This is a genomic window from Acidithiobacillus concretivorus (genome assembly GCF_018853445.1).
Classification (GTDB): domain Bacteria; phylum Pseudomonadota; class Gammaproteobacteria; order Acidithiobacillales; family Acidithiobacillaceae; genus Acidithiobacillus; species Acidithiobacillus concretivorus.
This window is the reverse complement of the sequence record NZ_JABELD010000038.1, coordinates 15,732-31,939: the sequence shown is the minus strand read 5'-3', so window position 1 is coordinate 31,939 and position 16,208 is coordinate 15,732. Positions and strand designations below refer to the sequence as shown.

General features: G+C 51.5%; 18 protein-coding genes. 11 read left to right on the top strand and 7 right to left on the bottom strand.

Features of this window, described 5'->3' with window-relative positions; all coding sequences use genetic code 11:
* Nucleotides 1-62 precede the first annotated feature (62 nt).
* Nucleotides 63-902 carry a prolipoprotein diacylglyceryl transferase gene (gene lgt, locus HJG40_RS05935; protein WP_215863334.1) on the top strand — a complete coding sequence of 280 codons (840 nt, stop codon included), beginning with the start codon at nt 63-65 and terminating at the stop codon, nt 900-902.
* 29 nt (nt 903-931) lie between these two features.
* Nucleotides 932-2,914 (top strand): UvrD-helicase domain-containing protein, encoded by a 1,983-nt coding sequence (locus HJG40_RS15365; protein ID WP_215863333.1) that lies wholly within the window; start codon nt 932-934, stop codon nt 2,912-2,914.
* Nucleotides 2,915-2,977: 63 nt separating this feature from the next.
* Here HJG40_RS15365 and rpsT read toward each other — a convergent pair whose 3' ends face one another.
* The 3 genes from rpsT to HJG40_RS05915 all read right to left on the bottom strand — a co-directional run bounded on the left by rpsT (nt 2,978) and on the right by HJG40_RS05915 (nt 4,017).
* Entirely contained in the window at nt 2,978-3,256 is a 279-nt protein-coding gene (rpsT, locus tag HJG40_RS05925; RefSeq protein ID WP_010638638.1) for a 30S ribosomal protein S20, read from the bottom strand.
* 108 nt (nt 3,257-3,364) lie between these two features.
* Nucleotides 3,365-3,763, bottom strand: coding sequence for a type II toxin-antitoxin system VapC family toxin (locus HJG40_RS05920; protein WP_215863332.1), 399 nt, complete (start codon nt 3,761-3,763; stop codon nt 3,365-3,367).
* Nucleotides 3,760-4,017, bottom strand: coding sequence for an AbrB/MazE/SpoVT family DNA-binding domain-containing protein (locus HJG40_RS05915; protein ID WP_215863331.1), 258 nt, complete (start codon nt 4,015-4,017; stop codon nt 3,760-3,762). The genes HJG40_RS05920 and HJG40_RS05915 overlap by 4 nt, the downstream gene beginning before the upstream one ends.
* Nucleotides 4,018-4,225: 208 nt before the next feature.
* Here HJG40_RS05915 and HJG40_RS05910 point away from each other — a divergent pair, with 208 nt between their 5' ends.
* Nucleotides 4,226-4,516 carry a CopG family ribbon-helix-helix protein gene (locus HJG40_RS05910; protein ID WP_215863330.1) on the top strand — a complete coding sequence of 97 codons (291 nt, stop codon included), beginning with the start codon at nt 4,226-4,228 and terminating at the stop codon, nt 4,514-4,516.
* Nucleotides 4,504-4,797 carry a type II toxin-antitoxin system RelE/ParE family toxin gene (locus HJG40_RS05905; RefSeq protein ID WP_215863329.1) on the top strand — a complete coding sequence of 98 codons (294 nt, stop codon included), beginning with the start codon at nt 4,504-4,506 and terminating at the stop codon, nt 4,795-4,797. The genes HJG40_RS05910 and HJG40_RS05905 overlap by 13 nt, the downstream gene beginning before the upstream one ends.
* A gap of 6 nt (nt 4,798-4,803) precedes the next feature.
* Here the strand turns inward: HJG40_RS05905 and HJG40_RS05900 are convergent, their stop codons facing one another.
* On the bottom strand, nt 4,804-5,934 hold the full coding sequence (locus HJG40_RS05900; protein ID WP_368355878.1) for an ABC transporter ATP-binding protein: 1,131 nt from the start codon (nt 5,932-5,934) through the stop codon (nt 4,804-4,806).
* Nucleotides 5,853-6,677 carry an ABC transporter permease gene (locus HJG40_RS05895; protein ID WP_226857238.1) on the bottom strand — a complete coding sequence of 275 codons (825 nt, stop codon included), beginning with the start codon at nt 6,675-6,677 and terminating at the stop codon, nt 5,853-5,855. The genes HJG40_RS05900 and HJG40_RS05895 overlap by 82 nt, the downstream gene beginning before the upstream one ends.
* A gap of 238 nt (nt 6,678-6,915) precedes the next feature.
* Between HJG40_RS05895 and HJG40_RS05890 the strand changes: the two genes are divergently transcribed.
* From HJG40_RS05890 to HJG40_RS05860, 7 genes are all read left to right on the top strand, one after another.
* Complete coding sequence (locus tag HJG40_RS05890) at nt 6,916-7,263, top strand: DsrE family protein (protein WP_215863328.1); 348 nt, start codon at nt 6,916-6,918, stop codon at nt 7,261-7,263.
* A 4-nt stretch (nt 7,264-7,267) separates the two neighbouring features.
* Nucleotides 7,268-8,104 (top strand): symmetrical bis(5'-nucleosyl)-tetraphosphatase, encoded by an 837-nt coding sequence (locus HJG40_RS05885; RefSeq protein WP_215863327.1) that lies wholly within the window; start codon nt 7,268-7,270, stop codon nt 8,102-8,104.
* Nucleotides 8,105-8,127: 23 nt separating this feature from the next.
* On the top strand, nt 8,128-9,936 hold the full coding sequence (gene recQ / locus HJG40_RS05880) for a DNA helicase RecQ (protein ID WP_215863326.1): 1,809 nt from the start codon (nt 8,128-8,130) through the stop codon (nt 9,934-9,936).
* A 64-nt stretch (nt 9,937-10,000) separates the two neighbouring features.
* Nucleotides 10,001-10,315, top strand: a complete 315-nt coding sequence (gene cyaY / locus HJG40_RS05875) for an iron donor protein CyaY (RefSeq protein ID WP_215863325.1) — start codon at nt 10,001-10,003, stop codon at nt 10,313-10,315.
* A gap of 1 nt (nt 10,316) precedes the next feature.
* Complete coding sequence (locus HJG40_RS05870; protein ID WP_226857237.1) at nt 10,317-10,784, top strand: EVE domain-containing protein; 468 nt, start codon at nt 10,317-10,319, stop codon at nt 10,782-10,784.
* Nucleotides 10,781-11,473 (top strand): glutathione S-transferase family protein, encoded by a 693-nt coding sequence (locus HJG40_RS05865; protein WP_215863324.1) that lies wholly within the window; start codon nt 10,781-10,783, stop codon nt 11,471-11,473. Before HJG40_RS05870 ends, HJG40_RS05865 begins: the two co-directional genes overlap by 4 nt.
* 16 nt (nt 11,474-11,489) lie before the next feature.
* Complete coding sequence (locus HJG40_RS05860; protein WP_215863323.1) at nt 11,490-11,822, top strand: hypothetical protein; 333 nt, start codon at nt 11,490-11,492, stop codon at nt 11,820-11,822.
* Between the two features lie 38 nt (nt 11,823-11,860).
* On the opposite strand, the gene HJG40_RS05855 is transcribed toward HJG40_RS05860, so the two are convergent.
* Nucleotides 11,861-13,927 (bottom strand): sensor domain-containing diguanylate cyclase, encoded by a 2,067-nt coding sequence (locus HJG40_RS05855; RefSeq protein WP_215863322.1) that lies wholly within the window; start codon nt 13,925-13,927, stop codon nt 11,861-11,863.
* A 174-nt stretch (nt 13,928-14,101) separates the two neighbouring features.
* Entirely contained in the window at nt 14,102-16,090 is a 1,989-nt protein-coding gene (locus HJG40_RS05850; RefSeq protein ID WP_215863321.1) for a dynamin family protein, read from the bottom strand.
* Between the last annotated feature and the right edge of the window lie 118 nt (nt 16,091-16,208).

Genomic DNA, 16,208 nt, shown 5'->3' with positions numbered 1-16,208 from the left:
GCCAAGCAACTTGACAGAAGGCAGTGGCTCGGCCATGGTTGCGGGAAATTGTGAGGACACCCATGCTGCATTTTCCTGATATCAATACCGTTGGTTTTCCCCTGGGTCCCATTACCATTCACTGGTATGGATTGCTTGAAATCATCAGCTTTGTCATTGCGACCCTGTGGTTGATCCGGCGTGGCAAAATGTCGCATTGGAACTGGCGCAAGGAGCAGGTTGTCGATCTGGAATTTTATGTGGCAGTCGGGGCCATATTGGGTGGCCGGGTGGGTTACATTATATGGTATAACCTGCCCTACTATCTCAGTGAACCCATCAAAATGCTGTATATATGGGATGGTGGCATGTCCTTTCATGGCGGATTGCTGGGCGTGGTGCTGGCCTGCTGGGCGTTTGCCAAGTCTCATCAAGATCACAGTTTTCTGCCTACCCTCGATTTTATTGCACCGGCAGTACCCATTGGTTTGGGGCTGGGACGTTTGGCGAACTTCATCAACGATCAGTTGTTTGGTCGGGTCAGCCACCTGCCCTGGGCCATGGTGTTTCCTGCCGGTGGACCACAACCGCGCCAGCCTTCGCAGATTTACGAATTTCTGCTGGAGGGGGTGTTGTTGTTTCTGATTCTGGCTATTTATAGCCGCAAAGCGCGCCCAGCCGGATCCATTGGTGGCATGTTCGTGCTGTTTTACGGCATTTTCCGCTTTGTGGCTGAGTTTGCCCGCCAACCCGATATTCAGTTGGGTTTTGTGTTTGGCCCTTTCACCATGGGACAGGTCTTGTCCGTACCGATGATTATTCTTGGCCCGGTGATTATCTGGTGGGCGTATAAGGGCGGGTTTGCCGAGTCGCCGCCGGCAACAAACACGGCAGCCTCCAGCAAAACCGTCAGCGAACACTGATTTTCGATATTTTCGGGGGCTACTGACCAGTGGCTGATGCACTTAATGCACCACAATTGGAGGCCGTCCACCACGTTCATGGCCCCTTGCTGGTTCTGGCTGGCGCCGGTTCCGGCAAAACCCGGGTCATCACCCGTAAAATTGTGCATCTGATTCGTGATCAACAGGTGGCCCCCAAACATATTTGCGCGGTGACTTTTACCAACAAGGCCGCCCGCGAAATGAAAAGCCGGGTCAGCCAATCCCTGCAGGGGCATAACAGCCGGGGCCTGATGGTTTCCACCTTCCATCGTCTGGGTCTGGATATTTTGCGCAAGGACATTGAACGTCTGGGTTATCGCAATAATTTCAGCGTCATTGACCCGGGAGACAGCCTTAGCATGGTGCGCAATCTGCTGCGCGATGCCAATGGTCCCAGTGATCTGGCCGAAGCCATTCAGGCGCGCATTTCGCGCTTTAAAAATGATGGATTTCTGCCCCAGGAGGCGCAGGGGGAAGATCGGCTGGGGGAGGAAGCAGCGGCCATCTACAAGCCCTATCAGCGTGCCCTGAGTGCCTGTAATGCGGTGGATCTGGATGACCTGATTCTGCTCCCTACCCGCCTGCTGCAGGAAAACGAGGAAGCCCGCCTGGCCTGGCAGGATCGTATCCGTTATTTACTGGTGGACGAGTATCAGGACAGTAATGGTGCCCAATATCGCCTGATCCGCAATTTGCTGGGCGTGCGTCACAATCTGACCGCTGTGGGGGATGATGATCAGAGTATTTATTCCTGGCGGGGGGCTGCAGCCGACAATCTGCATCGTCTGGCGCAGGATTATCCAGCCCTGAAAGTCATCAAGCTGGAGCAGAATTATCGTTCTACCGGCCGTATTCTCCAGTCCGCCAATGCGGTGATTGCGCAAAATCCCCATCTTTTTGAAAAGCGCCTGTGGAGCAACCTGGGCGATGGTCATCCCATCCGGGTGTTGAACTGCGCCGATGAAAACGATGAAGCCGAACAGGTGGTCAACGCCATTCTCCGCGACCGTTTTCAGCGCCAGGGAGAGTATCGGGATTATGCGATTCTTTATCGCAGCAACCATCAGTCCCGACCTTTTGAGGCGGCTTTGCGCAATGCCCACATGCCTTACCAGATTTCCGGTGGGCTGTCTTTTTTTGAGCGCAGCGAAATCAAGGATTTTCTGGCGTATTTACGTTTATTAAGTAATCCCGATGACGATCCGGCATTTTTGCGCGCGGTCAACACCCCGCGTCGGGGTATTGGCAGCAGCACCCTCGAAAAGCTTGGCGAGTTTGCCAAGGCCCAGAATCTGTCTCTGTTTGCAGCGGTTTGGGAAGATGGACTGGAACTGCCGGAAAAAGGCCGCAACGCCCTGCGCAGTTTTGCCGGATGGGTCAATCTGAAAGCCGATGAAATCCAAAAAGCGGAACTGATGCCGGCCCTGCAAAGCCTGCCCGATGACATTGGCTATTTACCCTATCTACACAATGAAGGGGATGAAAAAGATGCAGCCCGGCGCTGGGAGAATATTCAGGAACTACTGGCCTGGATGCAGCGCCTGCAGGAGCACGAAGATGGCCCGCAAACGCTGGTAGAAATTCTCAACCGGCTGATGCTGTTTAATTTGCTGGAGCGGGAAGAAGACGATGACCGCGATGTGCTGCGCCTTTCGACCCTGCATGCCGCCAAGGGCCTGGAGTTTCCCCAGGTGTTTCTGGTGGGCGCGGAGGAGGAGTTACTGCCGCATCGTAACAGTGAAACCTCGGAACAAATCGCCGAAGAGCGGCGCTTGTTTTATGTGGGAATGACTCGCGCCCGTTTCCGCCTGACCCTCAGCCGCTGCCGCAAACGGCGGCGCTATGGTCAGGACGTCAATCCCAAGGCCTCTCGCTTTTTGCAGGAAATCCCCAAGGAACATCTGGACTGGCAGGGTGCAGATAGCGAGGAAGAGACCCTGGACCCCGCCGTGGCTTTTGCCCGCCTGCGGGAAATGCTGGGTAAAAACTGATCTCACGCAAAAGGGGCCACCCACAACTGGATAGCCCCCTTTAGTAGCAACAGCGCGCTGCAATCAGTGTGCGGCGACGCTACCCATTGCCTTGACGCGTGCAGACAAGCGGCTCTTGGTACGTGCAGCAGCGTTAGGATGAACGATACCCTTACCGGCAGTCTTGTCGATGACCGATTCTGCGGCATGCAGGGCCACGCGGGCTTCTTCCTGATTACCAGCGTGGACGGCCTTGAGTACCTTCTTCACGTAGGTACGCAGGCGTGAACGCATGCTGGCATTGCGCAAGCGGTGGTTTTCGTTTTGTAACACGCGCTTGCGCGCCTGAGCTGTATTCGCCAAGTTTTACTCTCCGTGTCTTTGCGTAGCTGATTACTGCTGAAATTTGAAGCTGCGGATTCTGACCCTTTCCTGCAGCATTGTCAACGGATTATGATCGCTTGGGGCAAATCAACCCATCCACTCAAAATAAGGAGATTTGGCGGCTTTCTTATCAAACGTCAGCGTGCCAGAGCAGTCAGCATTCCGGGCTGCAAGGCCAATCAGCAGATCTGACAGATCGAAAGTGTTCGCACTTGCAGCTTGCACAAAGGTCCGCATAAGTTCTTGCTTTTCAAAGCGCATAATCGGCATAGACAGCAGCGCAGACAAACTATCCAGCAAGTCTTTTCGTGAAACTTCATAAACGCTTTCAAGCACCCAGATGAGCTCCATAACCACCAGCAGACTGATATAAAACACGTCCTGCCCACTTTCAGCCTCCTCCAGGCGCTGACGGACCGTTTCTGCCTGTTGCCGATCATCCTGTACTAAAAATCTTACCAGTACATTCGTATCCAGGGCTTTCATACGGCATTATTCTTCATGCGCTTTTTGATGGCTTCCTGCATGGTTTCCAGAGAAACGGCTGAATCCTTTTTGTAAGTACCCAATCTCCCTGCAACATCAGCGACTTTTTTGGTCATAGGCTTGATCAGGACTTCATTGTTTTCTGTAAAAACAAATTCAACCTTGTCGCCCTGATCCAGATGCAGTCGGTCACGAATAGTTTTAGGGATGGTGATCTGGCCTTTACTGGTCATGGATGACGTGGAAGAATGCATGGAATCCCTCGATGTATTACTTTAAAAATATTTCTTACAATATAGTAAGGGAAAATATGCTTTTGTCAAAATCCGCCGAATTATTCTGCGGTCATTACCTGCACATGCCGGGGTGGCAGGCTCAGCACCGTTGCGACCGGGAAGACCTTGGCATTCGCCGTTAAGGTGTAATAAGGTAACACTTATTACTGATAGCAGGAGGTAAACTATGCCAGCCACTGCAGCAAAAACTGTATCTGTGAAACTGGATAATGATATACGCGATCGTATCCGGCATCTTGCCGATGTCCGGCACCGCACAACGCATTGGATGATGCGGCAGGCCATTGAGGAATATGTAGAGCGCGAGGAAAAGCGTGAGGCGTTCCGGCAGGGTACGCTCAAGGCATGGGAGGAATATCAGGAAACCGGCCTGCACGCCACTGGAGAAGAAGTGATCGCCTGGCTGGAGACGTGGGGCGACGACAATGAGCAGACTGCACCGGCATGCCACAAGTAAAGTTCGCGCCCGCCGCCTTGCGAGACTTGGAGCGATTGCGTGAATTTTTGCGTCCGAAGAATCCGGCAGCCGCCAAACGGGCTGCTGCCGCCATCGTGCAATCCGTGCAAGTTCTTGGACACCAGCCGCATATTGGGCGCACGGTTGATGGTTTGTCGGAAGAATTCAGGGAATGGCTGATCGAGTTTGGCGACAGCGGGTATGTGGTCCGCTATCGCTATGACGGCGGCGCGCTGGTGACGGTGCTGGCCATTTGGCACCAGAAGGAGGCCGGGTTTTGACTTTTGTCAAAAACCGCTGAATTGTTCTGCTGTCATTACCTGCACATGCCTGGGTTGCACGCAGACCTTGAGGAAGTCTCCCACAGTAATCTGTGCGGCTTCGGCCTGTTGGCGGGGCAACAACATTTCCAGGGGAGCGGGACCTTCCAGATAAAGGCGTATGCTCAGACCTTCTTTTCGGCAAGCCTTGACCTGCACAGACAGCTGATTGGGACAAAAATGCGTTGCTCCCACCTCTTGCAGGTAGATATCCTCAGAGCGTAAGACCAGCTGTACTGAAGTCCCCACCGACAGACCAGCCTGCCAATTTGCCTGCAACTGCCAATCGGAACCTGCTACCTGCAGACGGGATTCATCTTCGGAGTCAATCACCCGACCCGATAGAAAATTACGGAAACCCAGCAATCGGGCTGAAGCGACATGACGCGGCCGGGCAAACACTTCGTTGGGGGCACCCTCCTGGACAATGCGGCCATCGCGCAAAATAGCCATATGGTCCGCCAGCATCGCCAGATGCGGATCATGACTGACCGCCAGTACAGGAATCCCGAATTCGTGAACCTCCCGCACCAGTTCATCCAGCACCTCGTCCCGGGTCGCCATATCCAGCGCTGAAGTAGGCTCATCCAGGAGTAATAATTGCGGTTTTCGTGCCAGTGCCCGCGCCAGGGCTACCCGCTGTTTCTGGCCGCCGGAAAGTTCAGACGGAAAACGATTCGCCAGATCTTCAAGACCAACCCGTTGGAGCAAACCCAAAGCATCCACACGGCGATGGGCAGAGCGCGGCAAGGGAAATGCGACATTCTCCCAAGCCCGTAGGTGTGGGAAAAGCGCATAGCCCTGGGGCAAATAAGCAATGGGACGCTGCTCTACCGCCAGATCTCCGTAAGGATTGACCTGGGCCGGGAGCAAACCGGCAATGGCCTTCAGCAGCGTCGATTTACCCACACCGGAAACCCCCAGGAGTACGGTGAAACCGCTTACCTGCAAGCTTATATCCAGGGCAAGAGGCCGCTGCATCTGGCAACGAATGTGCAGGGCGGGCGCCGATTGCTTCAAAACATGGCCTGCGTCTGCCGCCGGGCGCGCAAACCAATCCAGAGCGGCAAGGGCACGGCCACCAGAAAAAATATCCACAGCAAGGGGTAAACTGCACTGAGACCGATGTCTTGCAAATTGACCCACAATTTGACCGGAATACCCTCAGGAAAATACGCCACGATCAACACAATGCCAAACTCACCCATGGCCCGTACCCAGGCCAGGGCCACCCCGGCTGACAAACCAATGCGCGCCAACGGTAAGGTGACCCGCCAAAAAGTCTGAAATCGGTTGCGCCCCAATGTCCGGCTGATTTGCTCCAGTTCGCGGGGAACACCTTCAAAAGCTGCCCGCGCTGCGATGATGTAATAAGGCATGGCACCATAAATCTGGGCGAGAATAAACGCCGGAGCCGTATTGGTGAAGTAGATGCCCGCGTGGCTGAATAGGCTCCCTACCGGTGAATAAGGACCATAAAAACTACTCAGCAAAATCCCCAAGGCCAGGGGCGGCGTCAGCAGGGGCAACATCAGCAGAGCATCAAAAAACCACTTGCCACGCCCCTGCCCGCGCGCCAGCCACCAGGCCAGTGGGGTGCCGGCCAGCACGGAAATAATCAGCGCCAGAGTGCTGTAAAGTAGGGAAGTCCAGATTGCCCTAAGATCACCCTCGGCAAAATGAAAATCAGGCCAGTCCGTCGCAAATATCAACGCCGCAAAAGGTGCCAGCAAAAAGACAAATACGAGGCCCGCCAAAGCAGGCCCCATCCAGCGAAAACGGTCAAAACCCGCTGTCACCCGATAGACCGGTAAGCCTGGGTCATGATCCGCGCTTCGCAATACCACCCCCACAAAAGTCGTACCCGGGAAATCCTAACGTTATTCCCAATTAAACATATCCGATGGATTTATAGCGCTGCCGCACCAACGGGTCAAGCTCGCAGCAACTGCCCGGCGCTGCAACTGCCTCTAGTTCAAACACCAGGCCCGGGGCGAATAGTACATACATTATTCCGGCTTTTTTATGCTATGCTCATGGAATAAATAAAGTGAACTATCCATTAAAGAGTCAGACGAAATGCACTGGACCATTCTCCTCAAATCCGACCCCGAAGCCAAGGGTAATCCTGTTCTGCACGGCCTGCGTATGGCAGCGTCGGCTTTGGCGGATGGCGTTGAGGTCAGCATTTTTCTTGCCCAGGAAGCCTGTCCCCTGGCTTTTCTGGATGAGCAAACCGGGCCAAAACAGTTGGTGCATCAGGATCTCATGCATGAACTGCAGGAACTGGGCGCGCGAATATATGTGGTCGGCCTCGAATGGCTGCATCAGTCTGAAAAATCCCTGCTCAACTCCAGCATTGAGGCGGCCAGTATGAAAACCCTGGTCCGCCAGATGAAAATCTCCGATCAGGTCATCACCCTTTAATACCATGGGTGCTACTTACGCATTGGGAGATGTGCAGGGTTGTTGTGCCCCCTTCAACGCGTTATTGCAAAAAATCAGCTTTGATGCGCAGCATGATCGACTCTGGTTAGCGGGTGATTTGCTGAATCGTGGTCCCGATAGTCGTCCATTACTGAAAAAACTTTTTAACTGGCAGGATCGCCTCCAGATTGTGCTGGGCAATCATGATTTATATGCGCTTTCGCGCTGGGCGGGTATTGTTCCCGCTAAAAAAAGTGACACGCTCGGCACCTTGCTCAGTGACAAAAATGCCGGGGATTGGCTGGATTGGTTACGGCAAAGACCGCTGCTCCATCATGACGAAGCGCTGGGCTGGACGATGGTCCATGCCGCCATCCATCCTGACTGGGATATTTCCAGTGCTACAGAGCATGCGTTGCAGGTGCAGGAGGCACTATGCGGCCCGCACTGGAAACGCTTTTTGAAATCATTGTGGGCTGCGCCCGCTCCGGATTGCTGGGAAGGTTGCCGCAACGAAGAAGACGCCCAGCGTTTTCGGGTGGCGGTCTTTACCCGTGCCCGTTATGTGACTGCAGATGGTCGTTTCAACTGGCCCAGCACCCCACCCAAAGACCTGGAGCATATATATGCTCCGTGGCATCAATGGTTTTTTGAACGGCAGCCCAGCGCTGCTATTATTTGTGGGCATTGGGCGACTCAGGGTCTGTTGGTGCATGAACGATTGCTGGCTCTGGATAGTGGCTGCGTCTGGGGTCGCCAGTTGAGCGCCGCCCGAATTGATCTCAGTAAACCACAAATTCAGCAAATAGACTGCCCTACTTATGTTCAACCCAATCATTAAGGAATAACATCAGCTCAGCAGATATGCCCACCATTACGCCGCCGCTTGAAATCCTGCGCCATACATTTGGTTATGAACAGTTTCGAGCTCCCCAAGAGGAAGTCATCGCCACACTCATGAGCGATCAGGACGCACTGGTGTTGATGCCTACCGGGGGCGGCAAGTCATTGTGTTACCAGATTCCGGCTATCGCCCGTCCGGGTGCTGGCGTAGTCATATCACCGCTCATCGCGCTGATGGAAGATCAGGTGAATGCCCTGCGGCAGGCGGGGGTTGCGGCGGCGGCTCTTAATTCCAGCATTCAGCTCCGGGAAATCCGCGAAACCGAAGAAGCCCTGCGCAGCGGCCAACTGGATTTACTGTACATTGCCCCCGAGCGCCTTTTGCAAGATCGTACTCTGCGCCTGCTGCAACAATGTCAGATCAATCTTTTCGCGATTGATGAGGCGCATTGCGTATCTCAGTGGGGACATGATTTTCGCCCGGAATATCTGCAACTGAAAGTTCTCCACGAGCGCTTTCCGACCATACCGCGCATTGCCCTGACCGCCACCGCAGACCCCAAAACCCGCCTGGAAATCATCGAACGGCTGGGATTGCAACGCGCCCGGATTTTTACCCGGTCTTTTGATCGCCCCAATATCCGCTACCACATCCACAGCAGCAGCCAGGGTGCGCGCAACGCCCTGCTGCGTTTTATTCGCGACCGCCATGATGGTGAAGCGGGTATTGTTTATTGCCTTTCCCGTAAACGCGTCGAAGAAATAGCCGCATGGCTTCAGACAGAAGGGTTGGATGCCCTGCCCTACCATGCTGGCCTTTCTGCGGATGAAAGGCGCCGCCATCAACAGCGTTTTCAGCGCGATGAGGGCGTCATTATTGTCGCAACTATTGCTTTTGGCATGGGCATCGACAAGCCCAATGTGCGTTTTGTGGCCCATCTCAATTTGCCTAAAAGTATCGAAGCGTATTATCAGGAAACCGGGCGGGCGGGGCGTGACGGTTTGCCTGCTGAAGCCTGGATGCATTATGGCCTGCAGGATGTGGTACAACTTCGGCAGATGATTCAGCAATCTGAAGCCGACCAGCAACGTAAGCAAATGGAAGGCCAAAAACTGGATGCCATGCTCGCCCTTTGCGAAACGACGCAATGCCGGCGCCAGACTCTGCTGAGTTATTTTGGCGAAACCCTCGCCCTACCCTGCGGTAATTGCGACAACTGCCTGACCCCTCCGGCCACCTGGGATGCCACCGTTGCCGCACAAAAAGCCCTCTCTGCGGTACACCGCACGGGTCAGCGTTTTGGTGTTCAGTATCTGGTCGATGTCTTACTCGCCCGCGATGATCCCCGTATTCAGCAATGGGGCCATCATCAACTCCGGGTTTATGGCCTTGGCAAGGAATTATCTGCCAACGCCTGGCGCGCCTTGTTCCGCCATCTGTTACTCCGGGGCCTGGTTGAAGTGGATAGCGAAGGACATGGTGGCTTGCGTCTGAGTCCACTGAGTCGTCCCATTTTGCGCGGTGAACAAATCCTCACCCTGCGCCAGCACGAAAACACCCAGCCCCGAAAAAAAGAAAAGGTCCAGGAAATTCCCGCCGGTGACAAAGCATTATGGGAAGATTTACGGCAGCATCGCCGCGCCCTGGCACAAACCCAGGGGGTACCTCCCTATGTGATTTTTCATGATGCGACACTAATGGAAATGCTGCGCCTGCGCCCCCGGACCCTGGCCAGTCTCGCCACAGTGCCCGGCGTTGGTGAACGCAAACTCGCCGCCTATGGTGAATCGTTTCTGGCCATATTACTGAATCACGCAGACCAGTCCTGATGGATCAAAACTTGCTCTGCAATAGGTCAGGTCGCATCATAGGACCAAACTTGAGGAAACCGTAATGAACGAAAAAAGCTTTGCCGTCGCCGTTGAAAACACCCTGACAGAATTGCTGACCCGCATTGAGGAACGCACTGCGGATGTGGAATGTGATCTGGTGGACAGTGTGCTCACTTTGCTCCTGCCCGATGGCAGTCAGATTATCATTAATCGCCAGGAGGCCGTACAGCAAATCTGGCTGGCCTGCAGTGATGGTCCCGCCCGCTTTTCGGCCAAGGATGATCAATGGCTGGACAGCCAGACGGGAGAAAACCTGACAACCGCTCTGGGTCGGCTACTCAGCCATCGTTTACATGACCCCATCGTCCTGGACTGAAATGATGCACTACTGGTTAATGAAAACGGAACCCGAAGCCTTTTCTCTGAATGATTTACAGGCGCGCGGCCAGGAACCCTGGGATGGTATCCGCAATTATCAGGCACGGAATTTTCTGCGCAGCATGCAGCCGGGGGATGGCATTTTTATTTATCATTCCAGGGTAGCGGTGCCGGGTATTGTCGGGATGGCCGAAGTAGTCAGCAACGCCCGCCCCGACCCCACCCAGTTTGATCCACACAGTCATTATTACGATTCCGGCTCCAGCCTTGACAAGCCACGCTGGGATCTGGTGGACGTTGCCTATCGGCGTAGTTTTACGCAATGCATTTCCCTGGACAGCCTGCGCAACATGCCGGAATTTGCGGATAGCCCCCTGGTACGCAAAGGCAACCGCCTGTCCATTCTGCCCATCACCAAAAGCCAATGGCAGCATGTGCTGAGCCTTGTTGAAGATGATCGTCAATGAGTGATTCCACCCGCGAAATCCACCTGTATCACCGTTGGTCTTCTACTGCCGGGCAGATGCTGCGAATGGTGTTGAGCGCCAAAGATCTGCACTGGCAAGATCATCCCTGTGCCCTGCGTGACCAGGAAACAGCCTTTGATCTGGACTATGCGGATTTACCGGTACTGGTCCATGCCAATGGCAAGAAACAACAAGCTACGCTGTCCGAATTGGCGGAACTGGATCGGCTTTATCCCGAAACTCTGCCTATGCAGCAGAATATTGCCGAGTCGGAATGGGCGGCTTTTTGTCAGTGGCGCAACAGTCTGACGCCGCTGCTGGAAAGACTGATCGCTCCGGTTTTGCCTGCTTATGATGATATCAGTCATGATGAGGAGGATATGAACTATTACCGGAACGAATGTGAACGCCGTTTCCAGCAGTCTGTCGAAGCTTTGGCCAATGACCGCTACGGCGCATATCAGCAACTTGAAAGTCGGGGACGATTACGCGAACTGGGCAAAATCCTGGCTCGCCAGCGCTTCTACACGGGTGATTTGTCACTGGTAGATATTATCCTGACGGCCGACCTGCATTTACTCAGATTGTTGGATGGCGTGACCATTCCTTTGGATCTGCAATATTATTTTCAACGTGTCGCTGATGCTTGTAATATCTCGCTGAATGACGGCATGACCCAGTCCCTTTGATTTTCTGGAGTAAGTAATGACTTATCAAGAGTTGGTAGAGTTTTTGAATCATCACCTGGGATACCCTCTCCTCGGTGATCTGAGCCCCGCAGAAGCCTTAGCGTCTGCCCAAAACAATACGTTGGAAGACCCCCTGACGGCGGAAGTGCTTATCGCCATTTACCAGGGAAACCAATGTCAGGCCTTGAGTGATCCGGTAGACCGTGCCCACAGTTTTGACGGGCTGGCCCGCCTGCGGCTGCGCGCCCAGGCCGACGATGCCGACCCTTTCATTTTTCGCAAGGTGCTCAAGTTGTCCCAGGAACTGGATAACGCCTTTGATCAGGAACTCATCCGGCAAAGGGAGTAAAGCCCCGGGCAGAAATTTTGCCCTTCCAGAGCCGCTTTCTAGTCGTTTTTTTCGGCCGCCAAAATATCCAGATAATTCACCCAGTACTGGGAGCGGCTCTGCTTGTTACGTTTTGCTACATACAGGGCTTCATCCGCATGGCGCAGCAAACCGTCCGGAGTGGCTGAATCTTCAGGATACAAGGTCAGTCCGGCACTGCAGCCTACAGATGCCTTAATTTCAGCCTCTAGCATGAAAGGCGTGACTACGGCTTTGTAAATATTGTCCAAGACCGGTAGCAGATCATCCGTCTTATGCAGACCCTCCAGTAAAATAACAAATTCGTCTCCCCCAAGGCGTACCAGAAAATCTGTATTGCGTATGGCATCCTGCAAAGCACCAGCCACCCTGACCAGAAGCTGATCGCCAGCTTCATGCCCATAGGTATCATTGACGGGTTTAAAATCATCCAGATCAATAAGTAATACAGCCAACGAAGTTCTATTGCGCTGAGCGCGCAAGATGGCATGGAAAAAGTAAGTTTCCAACCCACGACGATTTGTTAATCCAGTTAATGGGTCATGACTTGCAAGCCAGCTTTGCCGAATTTGTTCATCCGCAAGCTTTTGCTTCAGATCCATCTCATCTAAACCACGACCTAACAATGAAGCGACTCGCTGCAGAAGTCCTGCAACATCCTCACTCAAATATTCGGTCAACTGGCTTCTAACCACGAGAACACTCCACAATTTGGCACTGCGAAGAACTGGCAAGAGCGCAACAGGGGTGTTGGTATTTGGCGCGGCTTCTTTTCGTGGTGTTAGAGAAGGAAACAACGCCTGACCAGTTTCCCAAACACAACCTACCAGACTTCGCTCCAAATCAGCGGTAATCATCCTTCCAACCGATTCATTTCTATCCAAGGACACCGATGAAACATGAGCTAGAATACTGAGTGATCCATCATCTCTAGGACGAGTCAACCAAGCAGCGTCAAAAAGTTTACTGCCTACCAACCCTCTACAGACTTCCTCTAGCAGAGGCCGTTCTGTTTTCGTTTTCAGGACAACATCAGCTTCGTCCAGCAAGGCCTGATAGAGCAGATTGCGTCTGCGAATATCTGCCTTGATATGGATTTGCTGATTAGCAATATGCAAAATTTCTGTTAACTGGTACAAAAACACCTGCAAATTATTGCTAAAATAGTCGGAATCATTGCTGCTTATGAACAAAATTGCCTGCAAGCCAGTATCACCCCATAAAGGCCAGGCTCCGATAACCGAAGTTTTATTCATAATCGGCTCGGAATCTCGCCAAGTTTCCAGACGCGCATCCGCTCTTACTTCATCAACGAAAGCGCAACCGCGATAACGCATTCTTTCGATAACTTCATGAAGCCATTGTCGGACCGCACCCGGTTTTTCCAGCCAATACTTGAGGGAAATTTCAGGCATACAACCCTTCGAGGTGATTAATACATATGATGAGACATCATCTTTCTGTTCAGGACAGGCGACAATCCAAGCTCCATAAGCGGCCACACGGCTAGTCAACAACAAAAGGACCAGATCATAGGCCGCCTGTAACTCTTTAACCTTAAGGATATCATTGAGGAGATCAGCAATAGCCAACTGATAACCTGAAATACGATTTATATCCAGTGCTTTTTTGTGCCTTTCCAAAAACACGGCGAAATCATCTGCAAGGTGCATCCACAAAGTATGATTTGGTGATACCAAATCAAATTTCTTTGGCAGAAAAAAAACTATAATTCCCTTATCACCACTCAGGCTGCGATAAGGCACACTTAAACTAGCATGAAAAATCACATCATCAGAAATCGGCCACCCGCTATAGGAATTGTCTCCTAGAAGCGGCATATATTGAGCTACAATATTTTCTAGTGCATTATGGACAGAGCCATCAAAACCGCCTGTTCCGATATAAATTTTTGTTTTAACGGCAACTTCTCGGCGCGGCCCAGCCAGAGACAGGATACTGACGGAATCATCCTCAGCTTTAAACGCACCGATCCAAACTAAAGAAGGATTCAGATATCTAGCCAGAATTTCCATCATCTGTTGTGTTGTCGAAGAGAGATCCTGTGTCAGGGAGTCTCCCAACAACCGATCCACCTCGATCAAGGCAGATTACAAAGAAGATTGCGCTTTCAACTCCTTAATAAGTTTATTATTTTTTGTCAGATTTCGAAAAATTATAGCTAAGCATATCAAAAATAATAATAAAAATAATACGATTCTTAGCATAAAATCATATTCCGAAATGGACCATAAAATTCTTTATTGTGAAACAACATCCGTAGGAGTTGCCTGAGAATTATCATCCGGGACCATCTGCAGCAATTCACCCAATCCATAATAAGTATCATTCAGCGCAGTTAAATTTGATTCCTTAACCCGCCTTTGCTGACTGAGCGACTGAATACGCGGCTGAATATTAGCCGACGAATGCACAATTGACTCCAATGCAGTCAACTTTTCTTTAGATTGTGCGGCAAAAAGTTCCAATTGACGATTCATTAAATCAAGAGACTCGTTAACCCAATTACGTATGTCTTTTTGCGTTTCTTTTACAAATTCCTCTATCTGCTGTGCTAGTGAGAAAAAAGCCTTCCGAACAACCGAACCTTGTGTGGAAGCAGCAATTTCCAGTCTTTTACCGAAACGCTCATAGCGATCTGCTATCGCCAACAACTCGGCTCGCCGAGGCAAAATAACATATGGAATGGTATCCAGTTTGGATAATCCATACTGTTGTTCAAGTACCCGATAGGCATCCAGCATTAATGCCGAAAGGCGATTGGCCCGCTCAAGAGCATTGTCAAATTGTGCAATAGTCTCCTCGAAAAACTTTGAGAATCGGTCATAAATACCTACAGTAGTCCAGGCAGCCAGCAATTCTGTCCGGGCAGAGATGATAATCTGATCAAGCTGTTCCATGGAAAGCGACTGTAATAACCAGGTATTTGCAGATTCCAGAAACTCTCTTTCTTTCAGCACAAAAGAATCCTGGTCACTAGCAAAAGAGCGCATGAGTTTTTTCTGTTTTTCCAGCAAACGCGGTAATTGCTCTCCAGTTTGTGCCTGCAGACGCTCCATGCTCTCAATCTCATCGCCCAGATTCTTAATTTGTTCCTCCAGCAAAACGCGCTGATCAATAACTACCCTTCTGATCAGTCGCCGCGCGCTTTCCAGGATAGATTCACGCTTTCCAGGAATAAGAATTTGCGCTATTGCTTCTTCCAGTTCTTTTAGCCCACTTCGAGCACATAAACTGTCATCTTGACGAATCCGACCCAGTAAGCCTTTTTGCGCGGAGACGGCAATGACTTGGTCCACACTTAATCCCAAGCGTGTTGCCGTCTTTTCTCTTTGAGCAGAAATAGCATCAGCCTCCTGTTCAGGGTTCAGCAAATCATCCCAAAGCGTATCTACTTTATTAAGTACCACCAATTGATTTTGTAGTGCATGACGCCCAAGTGATTGTTCCCAGATCGCCAGGTCGCTTTGTGTTACACCACTATCCGCACTCAGCACAAATATCAATGCATCAGCGTCACGGGCTACCTCCAGCCCTAAATCTGCTTCACTACCCAATGAATTAAGGCCTGGTGTATCCAGAATAACCAGCCCCGCTTCCAGCACCGGATGTACCCACTGCAGCAACGCATAGCGCCAACGTGAAATTCTAACTTTTCCTTCTCCGCAGTCGCCACTGTTAGCAGTCTCTAACTGTGATCCAAACTCTTTAACTTGCGGGCATAATCCGTAACTACGTGCCTCTTCCATCGGTACACAAAGTGTCTCCGTCAGTTGGGTCATGCGTTCTGCACAGTCTTTTTTGTCTTCTGGATTCAATGGAGAAAACGTCCAGAGATCCCGTATTTTTTTTAATTTTTCAACTGAATCATTGAGAGTTCTACTGCGAATCGGCAACAATTGCAAAGAAGGCGTCATGTGGGTATAGGCAATCTCTACAGGGCACATGGTAGTTTGCCCCGGACCAGAGGGCATCAGACGCGCACCTAGATCCGAAAAAAACAGGGCATTAATGAGTTCGGACTTACCTCGGGCAAACTCACCAAAAAACGATACACGTAAATGATCCCTGGCAATTTCTTGAGCAAGATTCTCCATGCGTAACATTGTGCCGCTAGGTAGAATTTCCATTTCTATAGAGAGCTTCGCAAGCAGATCCACAGCATTTGCAATACGCATTCGCCATTGATGGTATTCACGCAAATGATCAACTAGCATGGGTATGGTCATAGTAATCTCTCCATTCGACTATCGGACCATCCGAAATCGGAGTATTCAAGTTTGGCGTATCGGTGTCCATTATAATGCAATCAGGAAACGTCACAACGAAAAAAGATTAAGCACTACT